This window comes from Microbulbifer hydrolyticus (assembly GCF_009931115.1).
GTDB classification, from domain to species: domain Bacteria; phylum Pseudomonadota; class Gammaproteobacteria; order Pseudomonadales; family Cellvibrionaceae; genus Microbulbifer; species Microbulbifer hydrolyticus.
The window spans coordinates 3541660-3564290 of sequence record NZ_CP047491.1; the positions used below are offsets into that span (position 1 = coordinate 3541660).

General features: G+C 59.2%; 18 protein-coding genes. 1 reads left to right on the top strand and 17 read right to left on the bottom strand.

Annotated features, from left to right (window positions below; all coding sequences use genetic code 11):
• Positions 1 to 3: 3 nt before the first annotated feature.
• The 15 genes from GTQ55_RS18000 to GTQ55_RS15235 form a co-directional block, all read right to left on the bottom strand.
• Complete coding sequence (locus tag GTQ55_RS18000; protein ID WP_161859485.1) at positions 4 to 2130, bottom strand: SLC13 family permease; 2127 nt, start codon at positions 2128 to 2130, stop codon at positions 4 to 6.
• 118 nt (positions 2131 to 2248) lie between these two features.
• Complete coding sequence (locus GTQ55_RS15170; protein ID WP_161859486.1) at positions 2249 to 3181, bottom strand: SDR family oxidoreductase; 933 nt, start codon at positions 3179 to 3181, stop codon at positions 2249 to 2251.
• Between the two features lie 45 nt (positions 3182 to 3226).
• Positions 3227 to 3598: a VOC family protein gene (locus GTQ55_RS15175; RefSeq protein WP_161859487.1), complete on the bottom strand. Its 372-nt coding sequence runs from the start codon at positions 3596 to 3598 to the stop codon at positions 3227 to 3229.
• Positions 3599 to 3689: 91 nt separating this feature from the next.
• Positions 3690 to 4058 carry a DUF2750 domain-containing protein gene (locus tag GTQ55_RS15180; RefSeq protein ID WP_161859488.1) on the bottom strand — a complete coding sequence of 123 codons (369 nt, stop codon included), beginning with the start codon at positions 4056 to 4058 and terminating at the stop codon, positions 3690 to 3692.
• 74 nt (positions 4059 to 4132) lie between these two features.
• Entirely contained in the window at positions 4133 to 4837 is a 705-nt protein-coding gene (locus tag GTQ55_RS15185; protein ID WP_161859489.1) for a M48 family metallopeptidase, read from the bottom strand.
• A gap of 28 nt (positions 4838 to 4865) precedes the next feature.
• Entirely contained in the window at positions 4866 to 5297 is a 432-nt protein-coding gene (locus tag GTQ55_RS15190) for a hotdog fold thioesterase (protein ID WP_161859490.1), read from the bottom strand.
• Between the two features lie 43 nt (positions 5298 to 5340).
• The gene (locus GTQ55_RS15195) at positions 5341 to 5922 is read right to left on the bottom strand and encodes a DUF2799 domain-containing protein (protein ID WP_221296311.1); all 582 of its coding nucleotides are present in this window, start codon (positions 5920 to 5922) and stop codon (positions 5341 to 5343) included.
• Positions 5923 to 5982: 60 nt separating this feature from the next.
• Positions 5983 to 6633: an MBL fold metallo-hydrolase gene (locus GTQ55_RS15200; protein ID WP_161859492.1), complete on the bottom strand. Its 651-nt coding sequence runs from the start codon at positions 6631 to 6633 to the stop codon at positions 5983 to 5985.
• A 228-nt stretch (positions 6634 to 6861) separates the two neighbouring features.
• The gene (locus GTQ55_RS15205; protein WP_161859493.1) at positions 6862 to 7752 is read right to left on the bottom strand and encodes a hypothetical protein; all 891 of its coding nucleotides are present in this window, start codon (positions 7750 to 7752) and stop codon (positions 6862 to 6864) included.
• 410 nt (positions 7753 to 8162) lie between these two features.
• A complete protein-coding gene (locus tag GTQ55_RS15210) occupies positions 8163 to 9212 on the bottom strand; it encodes a LacI family DNA-binding transcriptional regulator (protein ID WP_161859494.1) in 1050 nt (349 codons plus the stop codon).
• A gap of 68 nt (positions 9213 to 9280) precedes the next feature.
• Complete coding sequence (locus GTQ55_RS15215) at positions 9281 to 10816, bottom strand: tryptophan halogenase family protein (RefSeq protein ID WP_237567707.1); 1536 nt, start codon at positions 10814 to 10816, stop codon at positions 9281 to 9283.
• 11 nt (positions 10817 to 10827) lie between these two features.
• The gene (locus GTQ55_RS15220; protein ID WP_161859495.1) at positions 10828 to 11880 is read right to left on the bottom strand and encodes a cupin-like domain-containing protein; all 1053 of its coding nucleotides are present in this window, start codon (positions 11878 to 11880) and stop codon (positions 10828 to 10830) included.
• Positions 11867 to 12619, bottom strand: coding sequence for a SapC family protein (locus GTQ55_RS15225; protein WP_237567708.1), 753 nt, complete (start codon positions 12617 to 12619; stop codon positions 11867 to 11869). Before GTQ55_RS15225 ends, GTQ55_RS15220 begins: the two co-directional genes overlap by 14 nt.
• A gap of 150 nt (positions 12620 to 12769) precedes the next feature.
• The gene (locus GTQ55_RS15230) at positions 12770 to 15790 is read right to left on the bottom strand and encodes a TonB-dependent receptor (protein ID WP_161859497.1); all 3021 of its coding nucleotides are present in this window, start codon (positions 15788 to 15790) and stop codon (positions 12770 to 12772) included.
• A gap of 311 nt (positions 15791 to 16101) precedes the next feature.
• Positions 16102 to 18294, bottom strand: coding sequence for an alpha-glucuronidase family glycosyl hydrolase (locus tag GTQ55_RS15235; RefSeq protein WP_161860205.1), 2193 nt, complete (start codon positions 18292 to 18294; stop codon positions 16102 to 16104).
• A gap of 176 nt (positions 18295 to 18470) precedes the next feature.
• Here GTQ55_RS15235 and manD point away from each other — a divergent pair, with 176 nt between their 5' ends.
• On the top strand, positions 18471 to 19682 hold the full coding sequence (gene manD / locus GTQ55_RS15240; RefSeq protein WP_161859498.1) for a D-mannonate dehydratase ManD: 1212 nt from the start codon (positions 18471 to 18473) through the stop codon (positions 19680 to 19682).
• Between the two features lie 79 nt (positions 19683 to 19761).
• Here the strand turns inward: manD and GTQ55_RS18005 are convergent, their stop codons facing one another.
• Together GTQ55_RS18005 and GTQ55_RS15250 are read right to left on the bottom strand one after the other, a co-directional pair.
• A complete protein-coding gene (locus tag GTQ55_RS18005) occupies positions 19762 to 20925 on the bottom strand; it encodes a lytic polysaccharide monooxygenase (RefSeq protein ID WP_161859499.1) in 1164 nt (387 codons plus the stop codon).
• Positions 20926 to 21055: 130 nt separating this feature from the next.
• Positions 21056 to 22552 (bottom strand): tryptophan halogenase family protein, encoded by a 1497-nt coding sequence (locus GTQ55_RS15250; RefSeq protein WP_161859500.1) that lies wholly within the window; start codon positions 22550 to 22552, stop codon positions 21056 to 21058.
• Between the last annotated feature and the right edge of the window lie 79 nt (positions 22553 to 22631).

The window sequence follows — 22631 nt, forward strand, 5'->3', positions numbered from 1 at the left end:
CCCTCACAGGGGCCATACCCACAGCAGCATCGGCACCGCTACTGCTACCACAAGCACTTCCATCGGCAGGCCCATGGGCCAGTAGTCGCCGAAATTAAATCCCCCGGGCCCCAGGATCAATGTATTGTTCTGGTGCCCTACCGGTGTGAGGAAGGCGCACGAAGCTCCGATGGCCACCGCCATCAGAAAGCTGTCCGGGTTGACGTCAAGCTGCCCCGCGGCGCTCAGTGCAATGGCGCACATCACCGCTGCGGTGGCCGCGTTATTCATGAAGTCCGACAGTGTCATCGTCACCACCAGAATCAATACCAGCGCGATTACCGGGTTCCCCCTGGCAATGTTGTCGAGCATTGACTTGGCCACCACATCCGCGGCGCCGGTGGATTCCATCACCCCCGCTACCGCAATCAACGCGCCCAGGAGCACGATCACCGAGCCGTCGATGGCTTCGTACACGTTGCGCAGCGGCACCACCTTCAAGGCCATAAACGCCAGCGCACAGGTGGCAAAAGAAATCGCCGCCGGCAACAGGCCAAATGCCGCTCCCGCCACCGCCAGTGCCATGGCTACCAGTGCCACATAGGCCTTTTCCTTGTTGGGAATGGAGATATCCCGCTGCGCCAATGGCACGCAGTGCTGTTCATTGGCGAAATTCCGCAGATTCGCCTCGGTCCCCATCATCAACAGCGCGTCGCCCGCCATCAGCGGGGTGGATCTAAGGCGCTTTACTGACCGCCGCCCTTTTCGGGACAGGGCCAGAAGGTTGATTTCGTAGCGCCCGGCGAGACGCAGGTTTTCCGCACTGCGCCCGATCAGGAATGAATCCGGCATGACGACCAGCTCACGCAGGACCAGATCTTCGCGGGCGCGGGCGCGCTTTTCTTTCTCCTGACGCTCGTCACTTTCTTCTTTCGTCTGTTCTTTCTTGCCTGAGCTGGCAGCCTCCAGATTCTCAGACCCGGTATCCGGTTCGGGTGAACCGGCGCTCTCTTCCGTACGCACGAGCTCCGGGGGAATCGCCATATCGCCGGCATCCGCTTCTTTGCGTCCACCCGCCAACTCAGCCGCCTGCTTTATCAGCGCCTCTTCCTGAGAGCGGTTTCCGGCACTGCCTGGTTCCTGTACAGCTTCTGACTCGCCGCCGTTCCGGCCGGCGTCCTTGTCGTCAGCTGACGCCTCAGCACCGTCCTCCTTTTGCTGTTTTTTGTCCGGGGCTTTTTCCTTTTCTTTTTCGTCTGCCTCCGGGGCCGCCGCCAGTGTAAGCCCGAGATTCGACAACACCGCGGACAATGATTCCGGCTCGGACTCGATCACCAGAATATCCCCGGTCCGCACCCGCAATCCGGGCATCGCGGTAGAAACCCGGGCATTGTTATGTACCAGGCCAATGACCTGGGCGTCTTCATCACCGATCATTTTCACCAGCTCGGCCAGGGACTTGCCGACCGCGGCACTTTTTTCCCCGACCAGCGCCTCGGTAAGGTAAGTGCCGGTATCAAAGCTGGCGGCACCCGCCTGTGTGCGCGCCGGCACCAGTCGCCAGCCGATGAGGGACACAAACACGATCCCGACCAGGGCGACCACCACCCCCACCGGCGTAAAATCGAACATGCCGTAACTGCCGGCACCGGCACTGGCGCGGAAACCGGACACGATCAGGTTGGGGGGGGTGCCGATCAGGGTCGTCATGCCACCGAGAATGGTGCCGAACGAGAGCGGCATCAGCACCTTGCCTGGGGGCAGCTCATAGCGGTCGGCGAGGTCTGTGGCCACAGGCATCAATAGCGCCATGGCACCCACGTTGTTCATAAACCCGGACATGCCCGCGCCGAGCGCAGTGAGTGCAGCGATCGCGAGGGTAATGCCGCCGCGCTTGGGCACCACCTTCTGCGCCAGTGCATCCATGGCGCCGGTGTTCTGCAGTCCGCGGCTCAATATCAGCACGCAGGCCACGGTGACCACTGCCGGGTGGCCAAAGCCGGTGAACGCATCCACCGGCTCGATCAGACCGGTGAATACACAGGCCAGCAGGGACGCCAGCGCGACCATATCGTGCCGCCAGGGCCCCCAGATAAACAGGACCACGGTCACGGCAAGAATGAGCAGGATAGCGATCTGTTCGAGGGTCATGGAAGAAAGGGGTTCCCGGTACGCAGCACCCGAAGAGAATCATCGGGTCAGTCACAAACATAGTGGATTTGTGACGGGATAGCAGGGTGACAATGCCGCTACCGGACCTGAAAAAGCACTACTGATTCGACAGGTGCAGTCTTTTCAGGCCGAAGCGTTTTGCCAACAACCTGTCGCGCAGCCAGCGCGGCAACCAGCGGGCCACCCAGGGCAGCAGGCGGCTCTTGTTGCCTATCCGCAGCAGGGTTGCAGGGCGTTTACGCAACAGCTCCGCCGCCAGCCGCTTGGCCAGGTCACGCGCCAGGGTGGCATTTTGCTGAGACTCAACAGCCCTCGCGCGCACATGATCCTCACTGCGCTTGTACCAGGAGTCCGGCGCCAGCAGGCCGCGCAGGGAGGACTCCGCGTGGCGCCCGAACTCGGAGGCGATCGCCCCGGGCTGCACGGTAACCACACGAATACCAAAGGGCTTCAACTCGAGACGCAGCACGTCAGAAAGCGTATGCAGAGCGGACTTGGATGCACAGTAAGCGCCGGAAAATGGCGTCGGCATGACGCCGGACACCGAGCCGATGTTGCAGATAACACCGTGGCGACGGGATTTGAGCAGTGGCGCGCAGGCACGCGCCAGCGCCATGGGAGCGAATACGTTCGTGCGGAACTGGGCTTCCAGGGCGCGGGTATCCAGTTCCACCAGCGGCCCCATCTGTCCGTAGCCGGCATTGTTGACCAGGATGTCCAGGCGACCGTAGGCGGTCTTGATGGCATGAACCACGCGGTTGATATCGGCCTGGGAGTTGACGTCCAGGGCCTCGGTGGCAATACCCACGTCCGCCAGTTCCAGCAGGCTTTCCGCGCGCCGGGCAGTGGCAATGACGATGGTTCCGCGACTGTGCAGCGCCAGCGCCAGTTCGCGGCCGATACCGCTGGAGCAGCCCGTAATCAGCGCCACGCGGTCCGGCACCACGTACCCGCGACCAATCTGCGCCAGGCTCTCAGCGGCAAAGCTGTGGTCGGAGGGGCGAAACCGGTTGGCTGGGGGCTTGCTCACTTTACTGCTCCAATACTGCGTCCAATAAACTCGGTCCGGGTGGGTTCAGGTCAGTGTGAAATGGGGGTTTTCGATCAACCCGAAGACATTGCCGAAGGGATCGAGGAAACTGGCCATCAGTATCCCCTCCCCGACATCGACGATCTCGCCGTGCTGGCGTGCACCGAGGCTGTTCATCCGCTCTACCTGGGCGGCGATATCCTCGACGCCCCAGTAGGCTACAACACCATCGGCACGGCTGGTCACATTCCGGGCATCCGGATCCAGTCCCAGCTCGAAACCGCCGACATTGAAGCCGACATAACACTCGGCCTCGAAGTAAGGTTCAATTTCCAGCAGCGTGGTATACCACGCTTTGGCTTCTTCCAGGTTGCCTACGCCGTAGATAATACTGCGTACCCCTAAGAACTGACTCACCTCAGACCTCCTGTTGGAGATTTGTTTCCTGCGCTTCGGCAATTTTGAAGTGCATTGTCACCGGCTTATTCTTGTTTGCTTTTTGATCGACCTACTGCAGTTCCTGCTCAAGCTGTTCCAGCAGATCCAGGGGCTCGATCTCTTCCCCTTCCATTTGTGCGTTCCAGTTGATACCGACCAGCAGCACGTCTTCATGCATACCGGTAAGCCAATCGTCCATAAACTCTTCGAGGTCGACGGGGACTACCTGGTAATCGGCCCAGCCATCTACGACGTGCGCTTCCGCAAACTCGCGCTGGGACCAGAAGGGCATGACATCGGTGTCAGCATGGCGCTCTGACTCACACAGCGCGAACCCCTCTTCTCCTTCCAGGGCCCAAACACAGCCCTGCTCTACCGCTTCCGGTAAAAATCGGTCGCAGTTTTCCTCAAAATCATCCCCGAGTGGTTCCAATTCCATACCGGCTAGCCTTAAAAGTGATCTGGGGAGTTTACGCCAGATTGGGGCGGATAAGTAGAATCTTGCGCTGGGCGCTAGAGTTGCAAAGTGTGGCCATTCTCTTTCAGCCAGCGGCGCAGCCGTTTGTAGTCGGGACAAAGGCTTTGTACCAGCGCCCAAAATTCCCGGCTGTGATTGTGGTGGCGCAAATGACAAACCTCATGGATTACCAGGTAATCCACTACCGGCTCCGGGGCCAGGCAAACCAGCCAGTTGTATTGCAGCTCACCGCGGATGGTGCAGTGGCCCCACTTGCTGCGGGTGCGTCGCACTTTTACCGAGGAAAATGCCAACCCCAGAATCCCGGCGAAGTAAGCGGACTTTTCACTTAACAACGAGAGCGCTTCCCGCTGATAGAGCTTTTGCAGCGCAGACTGAACCTGCGCATCGTCCGGCTCACGCACACGGCTGTACAGCTGAATATATCCGTCGCGAATACCTGCATCTGCAGCACAGGCGGCGCGGTCCAGCTCCAGGGAATTTCCCAGCCAGGGGAAAGAAGCCCCAAACGCAAAATGATGTTCCGGAACCTGTGACTGTCGCGCAGCGACGCCACGCAGCTGATCCCGGACCCACTGGATATTGTCCCGCAGAAACTGGTGCCCGTGACGCTCCGCGCAGCGCTGGGGAATGCGCACCTCCGTGCCCTTTTCCGTGACTACCAGCCCCAGCCGCTTGCGGCGTGGAGAGCGAGACAGTCGATAGGCAACCTCCTCGAAGGTATAAAGCTCCCCACTCACAACAGCCACAAAACCCTGAAAAAATAGATTATTTGGAAGGCACCGGCACCACCGCCATGGTGATACGGGAAATACAATTGAGCTTGCCGTTCGGGTCGCTGATCCGGATTTCCCAGACCTGGCTACTACGCCCGATATGTACCGGGCTCGCCTTGGCGGTAACTACACCCTCAGCAACCGGTCGCAGGTGGTTGGCGTTGATCTCCTGGCCTACACAATAAAATTTACTGTTATCCACTACCAGGTTGGCACCAATGGAGCCCAGGGTCTCCGCCAGTGCCACACTGGCGCCGCCGTGCAGAATGCCAAACGGCTGACGCGTGCGCTGATCCACCGGCATGGTACCAACCAGATAGTCGTCACCGACCTCGGTAATCACCATGCCCAGATGGCCAGGCATACACTTCGCCCCACCCTGATTCAATAAATCTGTTGTCGGCTCACCGTGCCAGATTGCCATAATTCACCTTCTCATATTCACAACGAATAAACGCCTGTGAATATCAGTAGAAAAGTTGTGGATTGAAAGTACCAAAGCCGCCAAAGGCCATCATCTCAGCTTCCAGCTGGCGCATATCCCGCAACAGGCTGCGGCGCTGGCTGCGCAGGGCTCTCCGCTCTTTTTTCGATTCTGCCTCTTCCAAAGCCCGCTCCACGCGGTAGACCTCGCGCTCGGCCGCCTCGTACTGGCTTACCAATGCCGCGTACTGCTGCTCGGCCTGATAGACCGCCAGTCCACGTTCATAGTTGGCCAAAAACAGGTCCGCGGTGGGGCCGGTGCAGACCCCTTCGTAGTCGCGTCCACGGCGGCCGACAACAAAACCGTTTTCCGGGGTGCAATACTGCTCCACCCCTTCCTCGTAACCCCGCTGCCAGGCACCGGTGTCGGTACGCACGCCGTACTCGTGACATTTCTGGGCGATCTGGTAGACAGTCGCCTGACTGCGGCCACGGGCACCGTCTTCGATGCCACGCTCGTACCAGAGACCCGCCTGGCATTCGTTTTCGGAAATTACTGCGCAGCCACTGGACAGGGCCAGGGTTGCAGGAATCGATATAAGGGTGAGCAGTTTCCAGAGTTTCATTTTGTCATCCACGGGTTGCACGCCGTTATTACATTCCCTTCCCCGTGAACCTGTGCTGAATCAGCCAAAACGCTTATCCGCCACGAACGGGTTGGTCTGGCGCTCCTGCCCGAAGGTGGACATGGGGCCGTGGCCGGGAATGAACTTTACCTGATCCCCCAGTGGCCAGAGTTTTTTGGTGATGGAGTCGAGCAGGTCCTGGTGGTTGCTCATGGGGAAATCGGTACGGCCGATGGATCCGGCGAACAGTACGTCCCCCACCAGCGCGAGGTTGCTGGGGCGATGGAAGAAGATGACGTGACCGGGGGTGTGGCCGGGGCAGTGAATGACTTCGAGCACTTCGTCGCCAACGGTGACGGTGTCGCCGTCGTGCAGCCAGCGATCGGGAGTAAAGGTTTCCACCGGGGGGAGGCCGTACATCTGCGCCTGGACTTCGATCTTTTCGATCCAGAACTGGTCGGCTTCCTGTGGGCCCTCTACCGGCAGTTTGAGGTCGCGGGCCAGGGGGGCCGTGCCGCCCACATGGTCGAGATGGCCGTGGGTAAGGAGGATTTTCTCGAGCTTGAGGCCGTGCTCTTCGACGGCGGCGAGGATACGGTCCACATCACCACCCGGGTCCACTACGGCCGCGCGCTTGCTGTCGTCACACCACAGCAGGGTGCAGTTTTGCTGGAATGGGGTAACGGGAACCGAGTGAAATTGCAGAGCCATGGGAGTACCTGTTTAGTCTTCGGTGCCGAGTATAACGCTCACTTTCTTATCCGGCTAAGGTGGCTCTTGTGCTTCGTGGCTGGTTGGGTGGCGGTGCAGCTACCGGGTGGGCCCTCGTGAGACACGCCGTAGACCCATCCATGGGGGCTCGGCTGCGGCCGTCCTGGCCGCAGACGGTCTCACGAGGGCCCACCCGGTACCAACACCTTCGATTGTGGCTTCAGAACACTAAATAGCTGCCGCAGTCGCCCTCTGCAGTGGGCTCGGCCGGCGCGAATTCGACTTTTTCAGTAGCTCGCGCACATCCTCGATCAGGGCCTTCTGCACCAGTTCGCTCTGCCAGTAACCATCGTGAGACACCAGTTGCGGCCCCCAGCTGGCGGCGCTCCAGTCGGCGAGAGGACGGGTTTCGTAATCGCGGTAGACGGCCTGGTTGTAGGAGGGGCTGAGTGGCTTGAGAGGCCAGCCGAAGAGGTCGTCGGGGTTGTAGAAGTTTTTCCAGCGGAAGTTGTAGCCGCGGGTGTCCGAGGTAACGGCCTGGATCTGGTCGCGGGCCATGCCGGCGGTCCACAGGGGGTTGCTGGCGCCGAGGGTGTACCAGTGGGCCAGGGTCTTGCCGCGCTGGAAAAGGTCCTTGGCGGAGCCCTTGTGGACACCTTTGGGGCCGCCGTCGCGCCAGATACCGTGGCTGATCGTGGGGCGCTGGGCGTCCCAGAGATAATTCGACAGGATGCTGCAGCCAATGGAGTGGCTAAGCAGGATGACAGGGGCAGTGTCGCTGGTGGCTTTGGCGGCGCGCTCGAAGGTCTGGTAGATGGCCTGCTGGGTTTTGTCGTAGTTGCCGCCGCGCTGGTCGATATCCGTCATCTGGGATGCGGCTTCGGCAAGTCCGTAGAGCATGAATTTGCGCGCGCGCAGGTAGTCCATATCGCGCTTCTGCATGGCTTCGAATACCCGCTCGAGGTTCGGCTGCAGGTGCCCCTGGCAGAGGACGGTATCGGCGTGGATGCGCGACCAGTCGTCGCCCAGTTCGCTTTTGAGTGCCTGAAACAGTGGCTCGGCAAAGCCTTCGTCCACGGCGCCCATACCCGGTGCCGCCAGGATGACCAGATCAGCCATTGTCACTCCCCTGAAATGTTCTTGTGTGCGTTCTTATTGGATGCGATTTCCGCGCCAGGGTTTTCCCGCGCATCGATTTGGCCTGAGCATTTTGTGAATTTGTGCTGTTGTTCCAATGACGAACTGTGACTCATGCACCACAAACACGAAAAGCTACCACCCTCTGGTGGTAATGGGAAGAAATGCGCCACAGATGAGGATTTAGGCGCCAGAATGACACCCATGGCAGTGGATTACGTAAAAAAATACGATTTTTTCGCGCCTCCCCCGGAACTTCCGCGCCAGGCCTCCGTCAAAGATACCAGTTCCCCTGATCACATCGTTTGAACGCGTGGTGATCGAACTCTCTCATCGTATCTCTGCTTTAAGCCGGCCTTGCGCCGGCTTTTTTCTGCCTTGTGTCTGGAGTATCAACTTTTCGGCGGCGCGTCGGAGCGGCGCCGGATCAGGGTGAAATCCAGCTGCACCTGCTGGCCATTTTCTGCCTCGCCGGCGCGCATCGCGCGGACTTTCTTTACCAGCAGGTCCACTGCCGCCCGGGACATATCCACAACCGGTTGATGGATGGTGGTCAGCTCCGGCCAGATGGTCGTAGCGAGCGCGGTGTCATCGAACCCGCAAACGGTCAGATCCCTGGGCACATCGAGGCCCCGGCGCTGGGCCACGGAGACGGTGGCCGCGGCCATTTCGTCGTTACTGGCAAAGACCGCGGTAGGTGGCTGCTTCAGGTTCAGCAGCTTTTCCGCACCGGCAAGCCCGGAGCGGTAGGTAAAAATCCCCTCCTCAATCAGCTCGTCCACCGGCGTCAAACCAGAGTCTTTCAGCGCCTGACGATAGCCTTCCAGACGGCGCTGGCTCACCTGCTGGCCGCGGTCACCAGTGATGTAACCGATACGCCGGTGACCGAGGGAGGCAATATGCCGGGTCATTTCGTAGGCGGCCTGGTAGTCGTCGATCTTGACCACCGAGATGTTATTGCGGGGCTGCTCAGCGGCCATCAGCACCGCCGGCGTTTCACTGGACTCCAGCACTTCCAGTACTGCCGGCAGATCCGACAGTGGCGGCGGCAGCAGCACGGCCTCAACACCGCCGCTCAACATCCGCGCCACCACGGCTTCCGCATTCAGCTCCACATCACAGTGCTCAACCACCAGCTGAATATTGTAGCGGCTGGACTGTTCCAGGGCGCCGATCAGAAAGGCGCTGAGGTAGGAAGCGTTGAGGTGACTGTGCAACAGACCAATCTTGATCTGGGCGCCGCCCGCAAGACTGCGCGCGGCACTGTTGGGGGTATAGCCCAGGGACTTGATCGCCGCATTGACGGTCTCGCGGGTGCGCGCGCGCACGTTGTCCTCGCCATTGATCACCCGGGAAACGGTCATCGGCGAGACGCCGGCCTCGCGGGCTACATCGGCAATGGTTGGCCCGCTGCCCTGGCGGCGGCTCTGTTTTGGTTTCACGCTGTCACGACCCGGTCAATTTCACAGACCCACAATGATCCACTGTTAACGCAATACGACGCAAGCGGTCACGCGGAAACGGGGTCACCGGCATGGCAGTACTGACGAATAAAGGCATGGTGCTCCGGCAGTGCATTCACACTCTGTGCAACGCGGGCGCGAAGTCCGGTTTGCAGCTGCTGCATTTCCTGCCGGGTCATCATTTGTGTCACCGGGTGGCAGCTTTCAGGCTGAAGCCCCTGCCCCAGCATTACCTGTACCCAGGAATCCACCCGAAACAGTTCGTCGTTATTCTGGTAGGCGTGGGCGCGCTCGCGGAACAGTTCGATACGCTGGGCAAGACTGTCGGGAATCGCCATCTGCCGGCAGTGATCCCAAAAGGCATCACCCTCACGCTGGTTGACGTGATAGTGCAGCACGATGAAATCGCGAATATCTTCCATTTCGACCCGGGTCTGGCGGTTGTACTCCTCTTGCAGCGAAGACTCCACACCAGTGAATGGAAACAGCTGCATCAGACGCACAATACCGGTCACGATCAAGTGAATACTGGTGCTTTCCAGTGGCTCGATAAATCCGCTGGCAAGCCCCAGGGCGATGCAGTTGTTCTTCCAGGCGGCTTTCCTCCTGCCGGTGGTAAAACGGATCACCCGGGGATCGGTCAATGGCTCGCCATCTACCCGTTCGAGCAACAGTGCAGTGGCATCCTCATCCGAGAGGTATTGGCTGGAGTAGACCAGCCCGTTACCCACGCGCTCCTGCAGCGGAATCCGCCAGCGCCAGCCGGCGGACTCGGCGATGGAGCGGGTATAGGGCATGGCCGGGCCGGTGGCCCTGGTCTGCAGGGGCACCGCGCTGTCGCTCGGTAACCAGTGGGTCCAGTCCTCAAAGCCGCTGCCCAGCGCCTTTTCGATCAACAGTCCGCGAAAGCCACTGCAGTCGATAAACAGGTCACCGGCAATCTCCTCGCCGCCTTCCAGCAGCAGGGATTCGATATCACCGCTGTGGGCATTCTGCCGGACATCACAGATTTTGCCTTCGACCCGGGTCACCCCGTGCTTTTCACTGATAGTGCGCAGAAACGCGGCATAGCGCGTCGCGTCCAGGTGATAGGCAAAATTGAGTGGCGACTTTGGCCCGGTGGCGAAGCGGCCGGCTTCCGCGGCCTGGTGCTCGACACAGAACTCACCAAATTCGGAATCGAACCCCATCTCTTTTCCGCGCAGCCAGAAATGGTGAAAATCACACATCCAGGCGCTGGTTCCAGTCTTGCCAAAGGAGTGAATATACCGCTCCCCTTCCCTTCCCCAGTTTTCGAATGCGATCCCCAGTTTCGCAGTGGCCTGGGTTGCGCGCATAAAAGCCTGCTCATCGATACCCAGCAGGTGATGGAAAGTGCGCAATGGGGGAATGGTGGCCTCCCCCACGCCGACAGTACCGATCGCATCGGACTCCACCAGCGTGATGTCCAGTAGCTCGCCAAGCTTCGTCGACAGTGCGGCGGCAGCGACCCAGCCGGCGGTACCACCACCGGCGATCACTACCCGCCTTATCCGATTTTTTCCGCTGTGTTCGCCTGCAGCAGAATTATCCATCGCAGCCATCCAACCACCTCTTAGCGATTCAGTTTATTGATCAACATCGCGCGTAACTGACGGGCGCTGTTGTTATCGAGTTTCCCCAGTACGCCGCGCGCCTGCTCCGGCAGGTGCTCTCCGGCGCGGTCTCCGGGGCCGAACACGTAATACTCAAACAGCTGGCGCCAACCTTCCTTTTCATGCTCCGGCTTGTCCCGCAGGGTTAAAATGCCGTGATACAGGGCATTCATACCGGAACCGGTATACAGCGGGGCATCGTCCCACCAGTAGTTCACCAGAATATTGAAAGGGCTCAGTCCCTCCACATGGTGCATCCACATACTCGGTATATAGATCGCATCCCCGGGTTCGAGCTCTGCCACATACCCGGCGGCCAGCGCGTCGCGGAAGCGCGGGAAGCGTTCGAAATCCGGGTTGGAAAAATCCACCATGCTGATCGCCTGGCCACCGGGAGTAAGATCCAGTGGGCCAAAGTAAAGGTTGGGGAACTGCTCCGGGGGAAAAATGGTAAAGCGGCGCCGGCCAGCGACACAGCAGGCGATATTGTCCAGCGCATCATAGTGGCAACTGGCCACGGACCGGTTGCCAATCCAGATTTTCATTTGCGGCGACGCTACCGGGTAGGTCCGCTCCTGACGCGGAATTTCCAGGTCATTATCTTTGCGCAAGCCAGGAAGGTGGCCATCGACGGAAGTGGAAGAAATGTAGTAGGAATGGTACGGGTTATCCGGATCACTGGCGTCATCCGGTTCCAGAGTCTGCAGTATTTTTACCAGTACCTCATCGATGGGCGCGCGCAGGGTATCGTAATTCAGGGTGCGTACGTCTTCATCGTAAAAATACCGCCCCTCCATTTCCCGTCGGCCAAAATTGACCAGGCAGGGCTTACCGTTGTAGTGACTGACCAGGTAATCCACTGCTGCCGCCGGTGAACGCCTTCCCTCCTCGACCAGCGGCCAATGGTCCACCAGCCCTTTCAGCACCACCGGACGATTGGCCGACAGGATTTCCGGAGGAATCTCTCCACAGGAAATCCCCTCCAGTGTCACGATGGGATTACAACCGTGCATTTTTCAGTGCCACCAGCTTTTCAATATTGCCCAGTGAAGACAACATCAGAAAAACCCCGCGCAGATATCCTGCCTGATTCAGGGCGTGCAGAGCCTCGCCATCGAGCGCATTCAAACGCTCTTCACTGACCGTGTAATACCCGGAAAGCTGGTGCTTGTCGCCATTCTTCAGATCGATATTGATGGAGACTGGCTCGATCAGACCGAGCTCGTCCAATGCGGAAAACATCGTACGCCCGACGCCCCCGCCCTGATGGATGGTGCGCAGCACGCCGGAGATATATTCGAGGTAGGGACTGTTGCCGCCGAACTCCAGAAAAAGCGGAGTACCCTCACTGCGACTCAGCTTGTTGCTACTGAGATCCACATAGATCATCGGCTGCGGCGGTTCGCCGCTATCTTCTGCAGCTTCCTGAAAGCCGATGATAAATGGGCCCCGGGCAATCATGGCCGGCACATAGTGCCCTGTCCAGCCATTGCTTTCCGCTGCCGTGCCTCCCAGAAACAGGTTTTCCCCTTTCTGCAGGCCAAGGATAGCCACGGCCTGATAGTCGCCATCATCGGGGGTTTTTCGCAGAAGGATGGGGTATTCCCGCTGGATATTTTCGAATTCGGTGGGAAAAGTAATGACCGCGGCGGCGCCATCACCGCTGTCAGGGGAATAATGTTCCAGAACTTTAAGATCGGCGTGTTCGACGTTGTTGAGCAACACGTAATTATTCTGCATGGCCTTCTGCATAGTCACCTCACTATTTTCGTTATTATTTTGCAGTTTGCTATTTTCTAGAATAAGGGCTTCATAGTAACGGTATTTCCAGTAAACAAAAAGCCGCTGTTTCCAGCGGCTTTTTGCACTTCTCACTAGCTGAGATTCACCACAAATTCTTCATCAGAATTTGTAGGAAGCTCCCAGCTGGTAGCGAGCACCCAGGTCATCCATGTAGCGAACCATACGCTCGTTACGGTTGTACTGGGTGATGTCCTCGCCAGTAATGTTGATACCCTCAAATGCCAGAGAGATCTGATCGGTCAGCTCATAGCCGATGCTCATATCAATCTGTGAAAAGGTATCCACATAACGCGGGTTACGAGAGGAACCCTGGTTGGTGGCGGTGAGGAACTTGTCGCGCCAGTTGTAGGCCAGTCGTGCCTGCAGACCGAAGTTTTCGTAAACCAGCACCACGTTGGCGGTGTCACTCAGGCCGGTCAGGGCAAACTGGTTCTCAGTAGGCAGACCCAGGTTATCGAAACCTACGTCACCGCGCACGATGGTGTAGTTGGCCTGGATACCAAAGCCGGTCTCACCGAAGAAGTGCTGCGCGGCCAGTTCGGCACCGTGAATTTTCGCTTCACGGTTGTTGATCGGCTTACTGGTGCGGAACACCATTTCCGGATCGCCCGCTTCCGGAATCACGTCCCAACCTTCCGTCTCACCCAGCAGCAACAATTGCTCGTTGGTACCTTCGAAAACACCGTTAGGGAAAATGTCCGGGTTATCAGTAATGGCCTCCGGATGCTCCATCAACACTACCATTGCGTAGAGGTTGGTGTCGTCGGTGGCAAGGCCCAGATTGTCCAGCTCGGCGATGGCCGCATCAACACGCGGGCCTGCGGTCTGGTCGAGGATACCGAAGTGGGTCTCGTCTATCTGACCGGTACCGATAAAGTTGTCCACACGTTTCTCGAAGAAGCCGAGGGAAACGTAGCTGGAGTCACCGTAGTACCACTCCACCGACAGATCCAGGTTGTTGGATTCCAGCGGCAGCAGTCCGGGGTTGGAAGAAGTGGCTGTGGGGATAGCGCCGTTGATAGTGGATCCATCCAGGCCAAAGTTACCCGGCGCCACTTTCAGGTCGCTGTAACCGGCGCGCGCGATCGACTTGCTGTAGGAGAAACGACCCACCAGGTCATCGGTGAACTGGATATCAAAGTCGAGACTCGGCAACAGGTTGTCGTAGCTCGCATCGGCGGACCACGCCTGCTGATCACCCGCCGCACCCGGCGCGAAGTCGTTGTTGTTTTCCCAGACCAGGTACGGAATCGGGTTCACCAGGGACTGGGAGTCCACATCGGTGGTTTCGTAACGCGCGCCAGCGAGGAAGTTCACCGGCATATTCGCCAGCTCACTGTTCAGGCCAACCTGGAAGTAGACCGCAGAGGTGTCTTCTTTCAGGATGTCTTTGAAGGAGTTGGTGTCGGAAACACACAGGCAGGTATCCGGGTACAGGGTGTTGGCATAACGGGTAAGCTCAACCGCATCGCCACGGAAACCGATCACCGGGCTGTCGCCGGTATTGAAGTCTTCAAACTGGCTGGCCACATTGATGGCATCGAGCATTCCCGCAGGGAATTCACCCGGGTTGGCAATACCCCAGTTGCCCAGCGCCTGGTTCACGCCGGAAGTCTGGTAGGCATTCATTTCCATCTGACGGGTTTCAACACCGAAGTCGAAACGGCCGTTGTCAAACTCGAAGCTACCGTCAAATTTCGCCTGGGTAATGTCGTTGACGGAACCGGCACCGCGCACACGCAAAATGGAGGAGCCTACGTTATCTGCGGTCAGCGCATTACCCGGCACGCTGGTGCTGTAGCTGTACTGCGGGGTGCTGCCGGAAAAATCGAGGGTTTTACCGGTTACGGTGGGGGAACCGAGGCCGATAGCCACTTCACCGGAGCGATCCGGCCCGGTGGGCAGACTTTCCATGCTGGAATCGTGTACGTCGAACGCCAGGGTCAGGCTGTCATTAACCTCGAACTCCACGTTGATACCGAGAGAGTCCAGGGTATTGCTCTGGGAGCGGAACTGCTGCTCGTAACCCACATCCACGGTGCCGCCGTAGGCTTCGGTGATGCTCAGCGGCGTGGCAATTTCGGAGTCGTCAAATACAATGCGCGCAACGTTGGAGCCGTTCTGGATCCAGTTGGTTACTTCACCGCGATGCTCTTCGATATCGTTGTCCGCGTAGAGATAATCAACCGTCGCTGTGATTTTCTCGGTGGGCTTGAATTGCAGGGTCAGCTGGCCGTTGAGGCGTTCGCGCTGGGTATCGGAGAAGGCGTAGCGGAAGTCATTCGGGCGCGCGTAGAGCTGGCCATCCTGCGGGGCGTTTACGATTTCCGCCTTGTCCGCGTCGGGCACACCACCCTGATTGTAGAGGTCATCCTGCCCCCACACACCGATATTCCAGTTGTTCACGGTTACGCCGGAGTAGCCGGAGTCACGCTGCTGGTGGCTCAGCGCCAGGGCGGCACCCCAGGTTTCGTCTTCGTTGGCAAAGCTGAGGATGCCGGAAACTTCCGGAGTAATGTCATCGTTGTAACGGTTGGTCGAATCCGCAACCGCTTTCACACCAACATTGGCAGTGAGGCCCGGGTTATCCAGGGGACGCATGGTGTCGATATTGATAGTGGCGCCAATACCGCCGGTCGCCACGTTCGCCTTGCTGGTCTTGTACACCTGGACACCGCTGATGTTGTCGGACGCCAGGTTGGCAAAGTTGAACGCGCGGCTCCCTTCGGCGCGAGTCGTGCCGTCGCCGCCACTGCCGCCGCCGTAGGTGGTGCCCGTCGGCATGGTGCGGCCGTTCAGGGTCACCATGTTGTTATCCGGGCCGAAACCGCGCACGGTCACTTCCGCGCCTTCGCCGTTCACCCGGTTGATGGACACACCGGTAATCCGCTGCAGGGATTCCGCCAGGTTGGTGTCCGGGAATTTACCCATATCTTCTGCTGAGATGGCATCCACCACACCGGTGGACTCGCGCTTGATGTCCATGGCGCGATCCATGGAGGCGCGGATACCGGTGACGGTCACCTCTTCCAGGGCGCCGTCCTGAGCCAGTGCAGAGGCACAGGTCATCGAGGCGATGGCAGCTACCACTGCACCCGAAAGTTTTTTGCGTTCGAACATTTTGGATTTCCCTCTTCGCATTATGCCGCGGCTGACGCTGCTCGACTGGACCACTTCGAGAAGGACATGGCGGCTCTTATTGGTTTTGTTGAATTTGTGATCTTTATGGTACCGCTACCATAATATTGATACGCCTCTAGACTCTGCGAGTCAAGTGGTTTCTCTCCTATCTATTGAGAAGACGAATGATTGAATGGGATAGTCCCCCCGCCACCGAAAAATTTGCGGTGAGAATCCGCCAAAGCGTGTGAATTGGCGGCATCCCCGCTCCTCGGCTTACCCCGTGAGCGGGGTCCGGGGGAGGCAATGCGTTAGTGGCCCGGCGCCCAGGGGTATTCCACGGCCTTGTAGTACTCGAGGGTTTCTGGCGGCGGGGACACGCCTTCGGGGAGCGGCCGCCGGGAGACGGACTGAAAATAGGCGATGGATGCGTCGCGCCACCACTGCGCCTCGCGCTCCTGCACTGCCAGCAGGCGCGCGGTTTTGTCGAACCTCCCGGCGTCGATCAGCGGCTCAAGAGACCGCCACTGCGTGCGCATCTTGCCGACGGCCTGCACGCCGCGATCGTAGCGGTGGGCCAGCTCTTCCCAGAGGTCGCGCCCGGAAGGCATGGGGTAATCCCAGGGCAAATGGTGGAACCAGAGCAGCAGGTCATCTCCCACCGCGCTGCGGCTGGCAAACTGCTTTGCTACCGCGGGGGCGTATTGCGAGACCGCATCGCTACCCTCACTGGTGCGGTCGAAGCCGATACCGTTGCGGTCTGCGCGGTGGTAATAGGCGGGGTTCCACTCTGGCCGCGCCAGGTCCGACACCCAGGGGCCGGGGCCGTAGTGGTGCCCGGTGGCCATCAGGTGGGCAAGCCCCAGGGGAGTCATGTAGTCCACCACCGCCTGGCGCGAGGCCATCATCATCGCCAGTCCGGTTTCGAGTATGCGCGGGTCGCGGCCGAAGGTTATCTGCAGCCACTCGCGGGCAATGGCCTCCGCCCCCAGCTCCGGATTCCACGCCATGCGCCCGAACACATACCAGTTGGCCTGATTGAATATCGACCCGGTCCAGTCGCGGGCACTGCCGATATTGGCCACCCCGGCGATACCCGTGAGCCGGTGATTGTGCAGGTTGCCGTCGATGACCTTCGCCACCGTGGAGCCCGCACCTTTGACAAAAGTATCCGCGCGCAGCACTTCTTCATACATGGGCCCCAGGTAGGCCAGGTGCGAGGCGAAGCCCAGGTATTCTTTGGTGATCTGGAACTCCATCATCAGCGGCGTTGAGGGCATGGCGCCGAACATGGGATGGAAAGGTTCCCGGGGCTGGAAGTCGATGGGGCCGTTTTTGACCTGCACGATGACGTTGTCATCAAACTGGCCATCCAGTGGCACAAAGTCGCTGTAGGCCTGCTTGGCGCGGTCCTCCGGATTGTCCTGCTGGTACACGAAGGCGCGCCACATCACCACGCCGCCATGGGGCGCCAGCGATCGTGCCAGCAGGTTTGCCCCTTCTGCGTGGCTGCGCCCGTAATCCTGTGGGCCCGGCTGCCCCTCGGAATTGGCCTTCACCAGAAAGCCGCCGAAATCCGGAATCACCCGATAAATTTCATCCGCCTTGTCCTTCCACCAGCGCTGCACCTTCGGGTTTTTCGGATCCGCAGTATCGAGCCCGCCGATTTCCACCGGCGCACTGAAGCGTGCGGACAGGTACACGCGGATACCGTAAGGGCGAAACACATCCGCGAGAGCCGCCGCTTTGGCGAGGTAGCGCGGGGTGAGACTGTCGGCACTGGCGTTGACGTTGTTCAGCACCGTGCCATTGATGCCGAGGGTCGCGTTGGCGCGGGCGTAATCGGTGTAACGGGGATCGAGCAGGTCCGGCAGGTTCCACCAGTCCCAGATGGACTGACCGGCATAGCCGCGCTCCACCGTGCGGTCGAGATTGTCCCAGTGATTGAGCAGGCGCAGACCGATGCGCGGCTGGGAGGCGATGTCTACATCGGCAAGCGGTGTGTTCGTCTGCAGCAGGCGCAACAGGTGGAAGCTGCCGTAAAGCAGGCCGCGCTCCGTGTTGGCCGCGACCACGGTACCTTTGTGGCCGTCCAGGGTCGCGGAGCGGATCAGGTAGCCCTCGTCACCCAGGTCTCGCAGGGGAAGTCCTGCCCCGCGGATTGCCCGGGACGTCTGCGGGGTGGCCACCAGCACAAAACCATCGCCCTCTATCCGCTCGCGTAGTTCCGGCGCGCTTGCCAACAACCCGCCTACGCCGCGCACCAGCTCGCGCTCGATGGCCTGCAAGGTTTGCGAGCGCTCACGCTCGGGGATGACCAGCTGCCGGAGCTGTGGACGGTAACGCTCGCGGGTATCCGCTTCCAGTGGCGGGTAGCGCAGCCACAGGTCGTAGCCATCTTCGGCGTTTACCGGCACTGATATCAGTGCGGCAGCCATCAGCAGCAAGCCCAGCAAAGAGGCCAGAAACAGGGTCGGGGATTTGCCGATCACATCGCTTTTCATGGTTTTCACTCGATGTTTTTATTATTCCGCGGTCGCCACCTCTTCCTAATGAGGGTGGTGCAAGGCTAAAATGGTAGCGCTATCATAACTACGATAACACAGAATTTCACCTTGAGCGCTAGTTGAAACAACATCCAGCTACGCATGCTCTATCGCGGCTCTATAGGGAAAACGGCATGCTGAAAATACAATCCGCCCGGGTCATTACCACCTGCCCCGGACGCAACTTCATCACCCTGCAAATCGAAACGGAAGATGGCACCCGCGGGCTCGGCGATGCGACCCTCAATGGCCGCGAGCTGGCGGTGGCCAGCTATCTCGAAGAGCACATCATCCCCTGCCTGATCGGGCGCGATGCACACCAGATCGAAGATATCTGGCAGTACCTCTACAAGGGGGCTTACTGGCGCCGGGGCCCTGTCACCATGTCGGCGATTGCCGCGGTGGACATGGCGCTGTGGGATATCAAGGGCAAGGTCGCCGGCCTGCCGCTGTATCAGTTGCTCGGTGGCGCCTGTCGCAAAGGCAATATGGTGTACGCCCATGCCAATGGCGAAAGCATTGAAGAGACCATTGCCGAGGCAAAGAGATATATCGAGCAGGGCTATCGCGCGGTGCGCCTGCAGTGCGGCGTACCGGGGCTGAATTCCACCTACGGTGTGAGTAAAGACAAGGAGCGCTACGAGCCGGCGGACTCAGACCTGCCCTCGGAAAATACATGGTCGACGGAAAAATACCTGCGCGTTGTGCCGGAGCTGTTCGCCGCCGCGCGCGAGGAACTGGGCTGGGATATTCACCTGCTGCACGACGCCCACCACCGCATGACACCTATTGAGGCCGCGCGACTGGCCAAGGACCTGGAACCCTACCGCCTGTTCTGGCTTGAAGATGCGGTGCCGGCAGAAAACCAGGCCAACTTCCGCCTGATTCGCCAGCACAGCACAACGCCGCTGGCGGTGGGCGAAGTGTTCAACAGTATCTGGGACTGCAAGCAGTTGATCGAGGAACAACTGATCGACTATATCCGCGCGACGGTAGTACACGCCGGCGGCATCACCCACCTGCGCCGCATTGCCAACCTTGCCGCACTCTACAATGTGCGCACCGGCTGCCACGGTGCCACCGACCTGTCACCGGTCACCATGGCCGCGGCGCTGCATTTCGGTCTGTCGATTCCGAATTTCGGTATTCAGGAATATATGCACCACACGGATGAGACCAACGCGGTATTCCCCCACGGATACTCGTTTAGCGACGGCTACCTGCGCCCGGGAGATCAACCGGGGCTGGGAGTGGAAATCGACGAGGAAATGGCAAAGGATTTCCCCTACCAGCGCGCGTACCTGCCGATCAACCGGCTGGAAGACGGCGGCATGCACGACTGGTGATCGGGCACATCCGCCCACAAAAAAAGCCAGCGGAAGTCCGCTGGCTTTTTTGTATTTGCCGGTTGCTTAACACGGGAATTTACTCACACACATTCCCGGTAACCTCCGGCACTTCGGCGCTGCTGCCGCCTTTGTTGCCCTGCATACCAAAGCTCACCGTCTGGCCGGCACCAATGGTGTCGTTCCAGCCCATACTGCTGGCTGTGAACGGACCCATGCCATTGACCACGGCATTCCAGGTATTCACCAGCGAGGTACCATCGGTATAACCCCACTCTACCTGCCAGCCGCTGACCGGTTCGCTGCCGGTATTGGTCAGGCGCACTTCCGCGGTGAAGCCATTGTTCCACTCATTGGAAACCACATAATCACAGGCAACTCCGCTACCGGCACTGCCCCCGGAGCTGGAGCTGGAACTGGTGCCTCCGCTGGACGAACTGCCACTGGACGACGAGCCGCCGGAAGAACTACTGGACGAGGAACTGCTCGACGATGAACTGCTGGATGAAGACGAACTGCTGGAAGACGACGAGGAAGAGCCTCCGCCAGAACCGCCACCGTCAAACGCCACATCCACACAGCCGTGGAAGCGCTCCCAGGTAAAGTAGTTACGGCCCCATTCACCGTAGATGATATGTCGCCCTTCCCGCTCCGGCACTTCACAAGTGGTGTGGAACAGGTTGCTTGCCTTTTCCGCGACGATGTTCGGGTTGGCGGCGGGATTGGCGTCATCGTATTTCAGTACACAAAAAGCGTCTTCTTCGAAGTCGTCCCAGGTCAGGGTACCACCCACCTGGTAATCGAAATCCGCTTTGGTAATCCAGTAGCGGAATTCCTCGGTGTCATCCCAGTGCGGCCCCCAGCTGATATTCCAGCTGAAGGTCTGGGTGCCGGCGCTCATGGTGCTGGTGGGCCAGTCGAGCTGGTAATCCCAGGGCGTAGGGCCGCCGTTCCAGGTTTCACTGTCAAAACCACAGACATTGGTGCTTTCCGCCTGCGCGCGCCCCTGAGCGTGGGTGAGCACACTCATGAACTGGTAGCTACCACTGAAATCCTTTTGCGCTGCCTCGATACATGCGGGAGTGGTGGCCTGATCCGGCTTTTCGTTGAGGCCACAATGGGCATTGCGCGATGGCGGCTCCACAATCAGACCGTGACCAAAGGCCACGCCCGCCACCAGAGCCAGCCCGACTACGCCCAGGCCATTTTTCAATAGTCGTTTATTCCACACACGGTTTCTCATCGTCGCTGTCCTCTTTTTCTACGTTTTATGGGTTTACTGCTGAGGAAGTGACGGGTGGGCTTTTTACTTGGGCCCCACGAGACTGCGACAAGTTGTCACAGTGTGGATACCATCAAACTAAACGGGTGAATCAGGCGCAGTGGCCGGCGATAAATTCCCGGTGTGAAGGCATGGCGGCGACAGAGCGCTCGACCACGGATTTGATCTCGCGCATACGCCCCGCAAACATCTCCTGCGGCATGGCATCCACCAGTGGGTGGTAGCCGCGCGGGATTATTCCCTGCCCCAGCATTACCTCCATCCAGCTCAGCTCGTTGAACAGTTCGTTGTTGGCGCGGACGATGCGGCCATTTGCGCGGAAATGATCGAGTTTCTGTTGCAGGGTATCGGGAACATCCATGGTACGGCAGTAATTCCAGAAATCACTGTCGTCGCGCTCGGTGGCACAGTAGTGGAGAATCAGGAAATCGCGGATGCGGTCCATCTCGAAATGGGTCTGGCGGTTGTACTCGTCGATGTCGACCGGGTCAAAATCGCGGGTGGGGAACAGGCTGAGCAATCGCGCAATGGCAGACTGCACCAGGTGAATGCTGGTGGATTCCAGCGGCTCCATAAAACCGCTGGCGAGGCCGAGGGCCACACAGTTTTTGTGCCAGAACGCATTGCGCTTGCCGGTGGTAAAGCGCAACAATTTTGGGTCGGCCAAAGGCTTGCCGTCGAGATTATTCAGCAGTATTTCGCGCGCGTCGTCTTCGTCCATAAAGCGGCTACTGAATACGTGGCCGTTGCCGATGCGGTGCTGCAGCGGAATACGCCACTGCCAACCCGCCGGACGGGCCGTGGAGCGTGTATAGGGGAGCGGGTGTTCATCGCCCTCACAGGGCACCGCCCAGGCGCGGTCGCAGGGCAGCCAGTGACGCCAGTCTTCATAACCGACCCCCAGGGCTTCACCAATCAGCAAGCCGCGGAAACCGGAGCAGTCGATAAACAGGTCGCCTTCAACCGCCCTTCCGTCTTCCAGTTTTACCGACTCGATAAAGCCGCTATTTTTTTCCAGCGCGGTCTGCACCACTACCCCTTCGGTGCGAATAACGCCACGCTGCTCCGCGTACTCCCGCAAAAACTGCGCGTAGAGACCGGCATCAAAATGGAACGCATAGGTGATATTGGAGAGCGGCGAATTGCCGGCGTTGATCGAGCGCATAAAGCGCCCCTCCAGTGCCGCCAGTGCGGTGAGGGTGTACTCGCCGATATCCTGACTACCTCCGGCGAGATGCTCTTTCAGCCAGTAGTGGTAAAACGGAATGCCCTCCATATCCTTGCCTACTTCACCGAAGGCGTGGATATAGGAATCGCCCTTCTTGCCCCAGTCCACAAACTGGATACCGAGCTTGAAGGTACCACGGGTGTTGCGCAGGAACTCGTCTTCATCGAGACCGAGCATCTTGTTGAACACCTGAATCTGCGGGATGGTCGCCTCACCGACACCGACGGTGCCAATTGCTTCCGATTCCACCAGTTCTATGTGCGCGCTGCCTTTCAGCACTTTGGACAGCGCCGCCGCGGCCATCCAACCAGCGGTGCCGCCACCGACAATCACGATCTTGCGAATATTATTATTGTGCATGGGCCGTCCGTTTTTACTTCGCGCTTTCGCTCAAACTTACCGCCCGCGTAACAAAACATCAAACAAAAACGCAATAAAA

Coding starts and splice junctions, on each gene's coding strand:
- GTQ55_RS15190 (WP_161859490.1), bottom strand. CDS start 5,297: ATGGCAATCTGGCACGGTGAGCCGACAACAGATTTATTGAATCAGGGT.
- GTQ55_RS18000 (WP_161859485.1), bottom strand. CDS start 2,130: ATGACCCTCGAACAGATCGCTATCCTGCTCATTCTTGCCGTGACCGTG.
- GTQ55_RS15200 (WP_161859492.1), bottom strand. CDS start 6,633: ATGGCTCTGCAATTTCACTCGGTTCCCGTTACCCCATTCCAGCAAAAC.
- manD (WP_161859498.1), top strand. CDS start 18,471: ATGCTGAAAATACAATCCGCCCGGGTCATTACCACCTGCCCCGGACGC.
- GTQ55_RS18005 (WP_161859499.1), bottom strand. CDS start 20,925: ATGAGAAACCGTGTGTGGAATAAACGACTATTGAAAAATGGCCTGGGC.
- GTQ55_RS15235 (WP_161860205.1), bottom strand. CDS start 18,294: ATGAAAAGCGATGTGATCGGCAAATCCCCGACCCTGTTTCTGGCCTCT.
- GTQ55_RS15205 (WP_161859493.1), bottom strand. CDS start 7,752: ATGGCTGATCTGGTCATCCTGGCGGCACCGGGTATGGGCGCCGTGGAC.
- GTQ55_RS15220 (WP_161859495.1), bottom strand. CDS start 11,880: ATGCACGGTTGTAATCCCATCGTGACACTGGAGGGGATTTCCTGTGGA.
- GTQ55_RS15230 (WP_161859497.1), bottom strand. CDS start 15,790: ATGTTCGAACGCAAAAAACTTTCGGGTGCAGTGGTAGCTGCCATCGCC.
- GTQ55_RS15225 (WP_237567708.1), bottom strand. CDS start 12,619: ATGCAGAAGGCCATGCAGAATAATTACGTGTTGCTCAACAACGTCGAA.
- GTQ55_RS15215 (WP_237567707.1), bottom strand. CDS start 10,816: ATGGCTGCGATGGATAATTCTGCTGCAGGCGAACACAGCGGAAAAAAT.
- GTQ55_RS15195 (WP_221296311.1), bottom strand. CDS start 5,922: ATGAAACTCTGGAAACTGCTCACCCTTATATCGATTCCTGCAACCCTG.
- GTQ55_RS15180 (WP_161859488.1), bottom strand. CDS start 4,058: ATGGAATTGGAACCACTCGGGGATGATTTTGAGGAAAACTGCGACCGA.
- GTQ55_RS15250 (WP_161859500.1), bottom strand. CDS start 22,552: ATGCACAATAATAATATTCGCAAGATCGTGATTGTCGGTGGCGGCACC.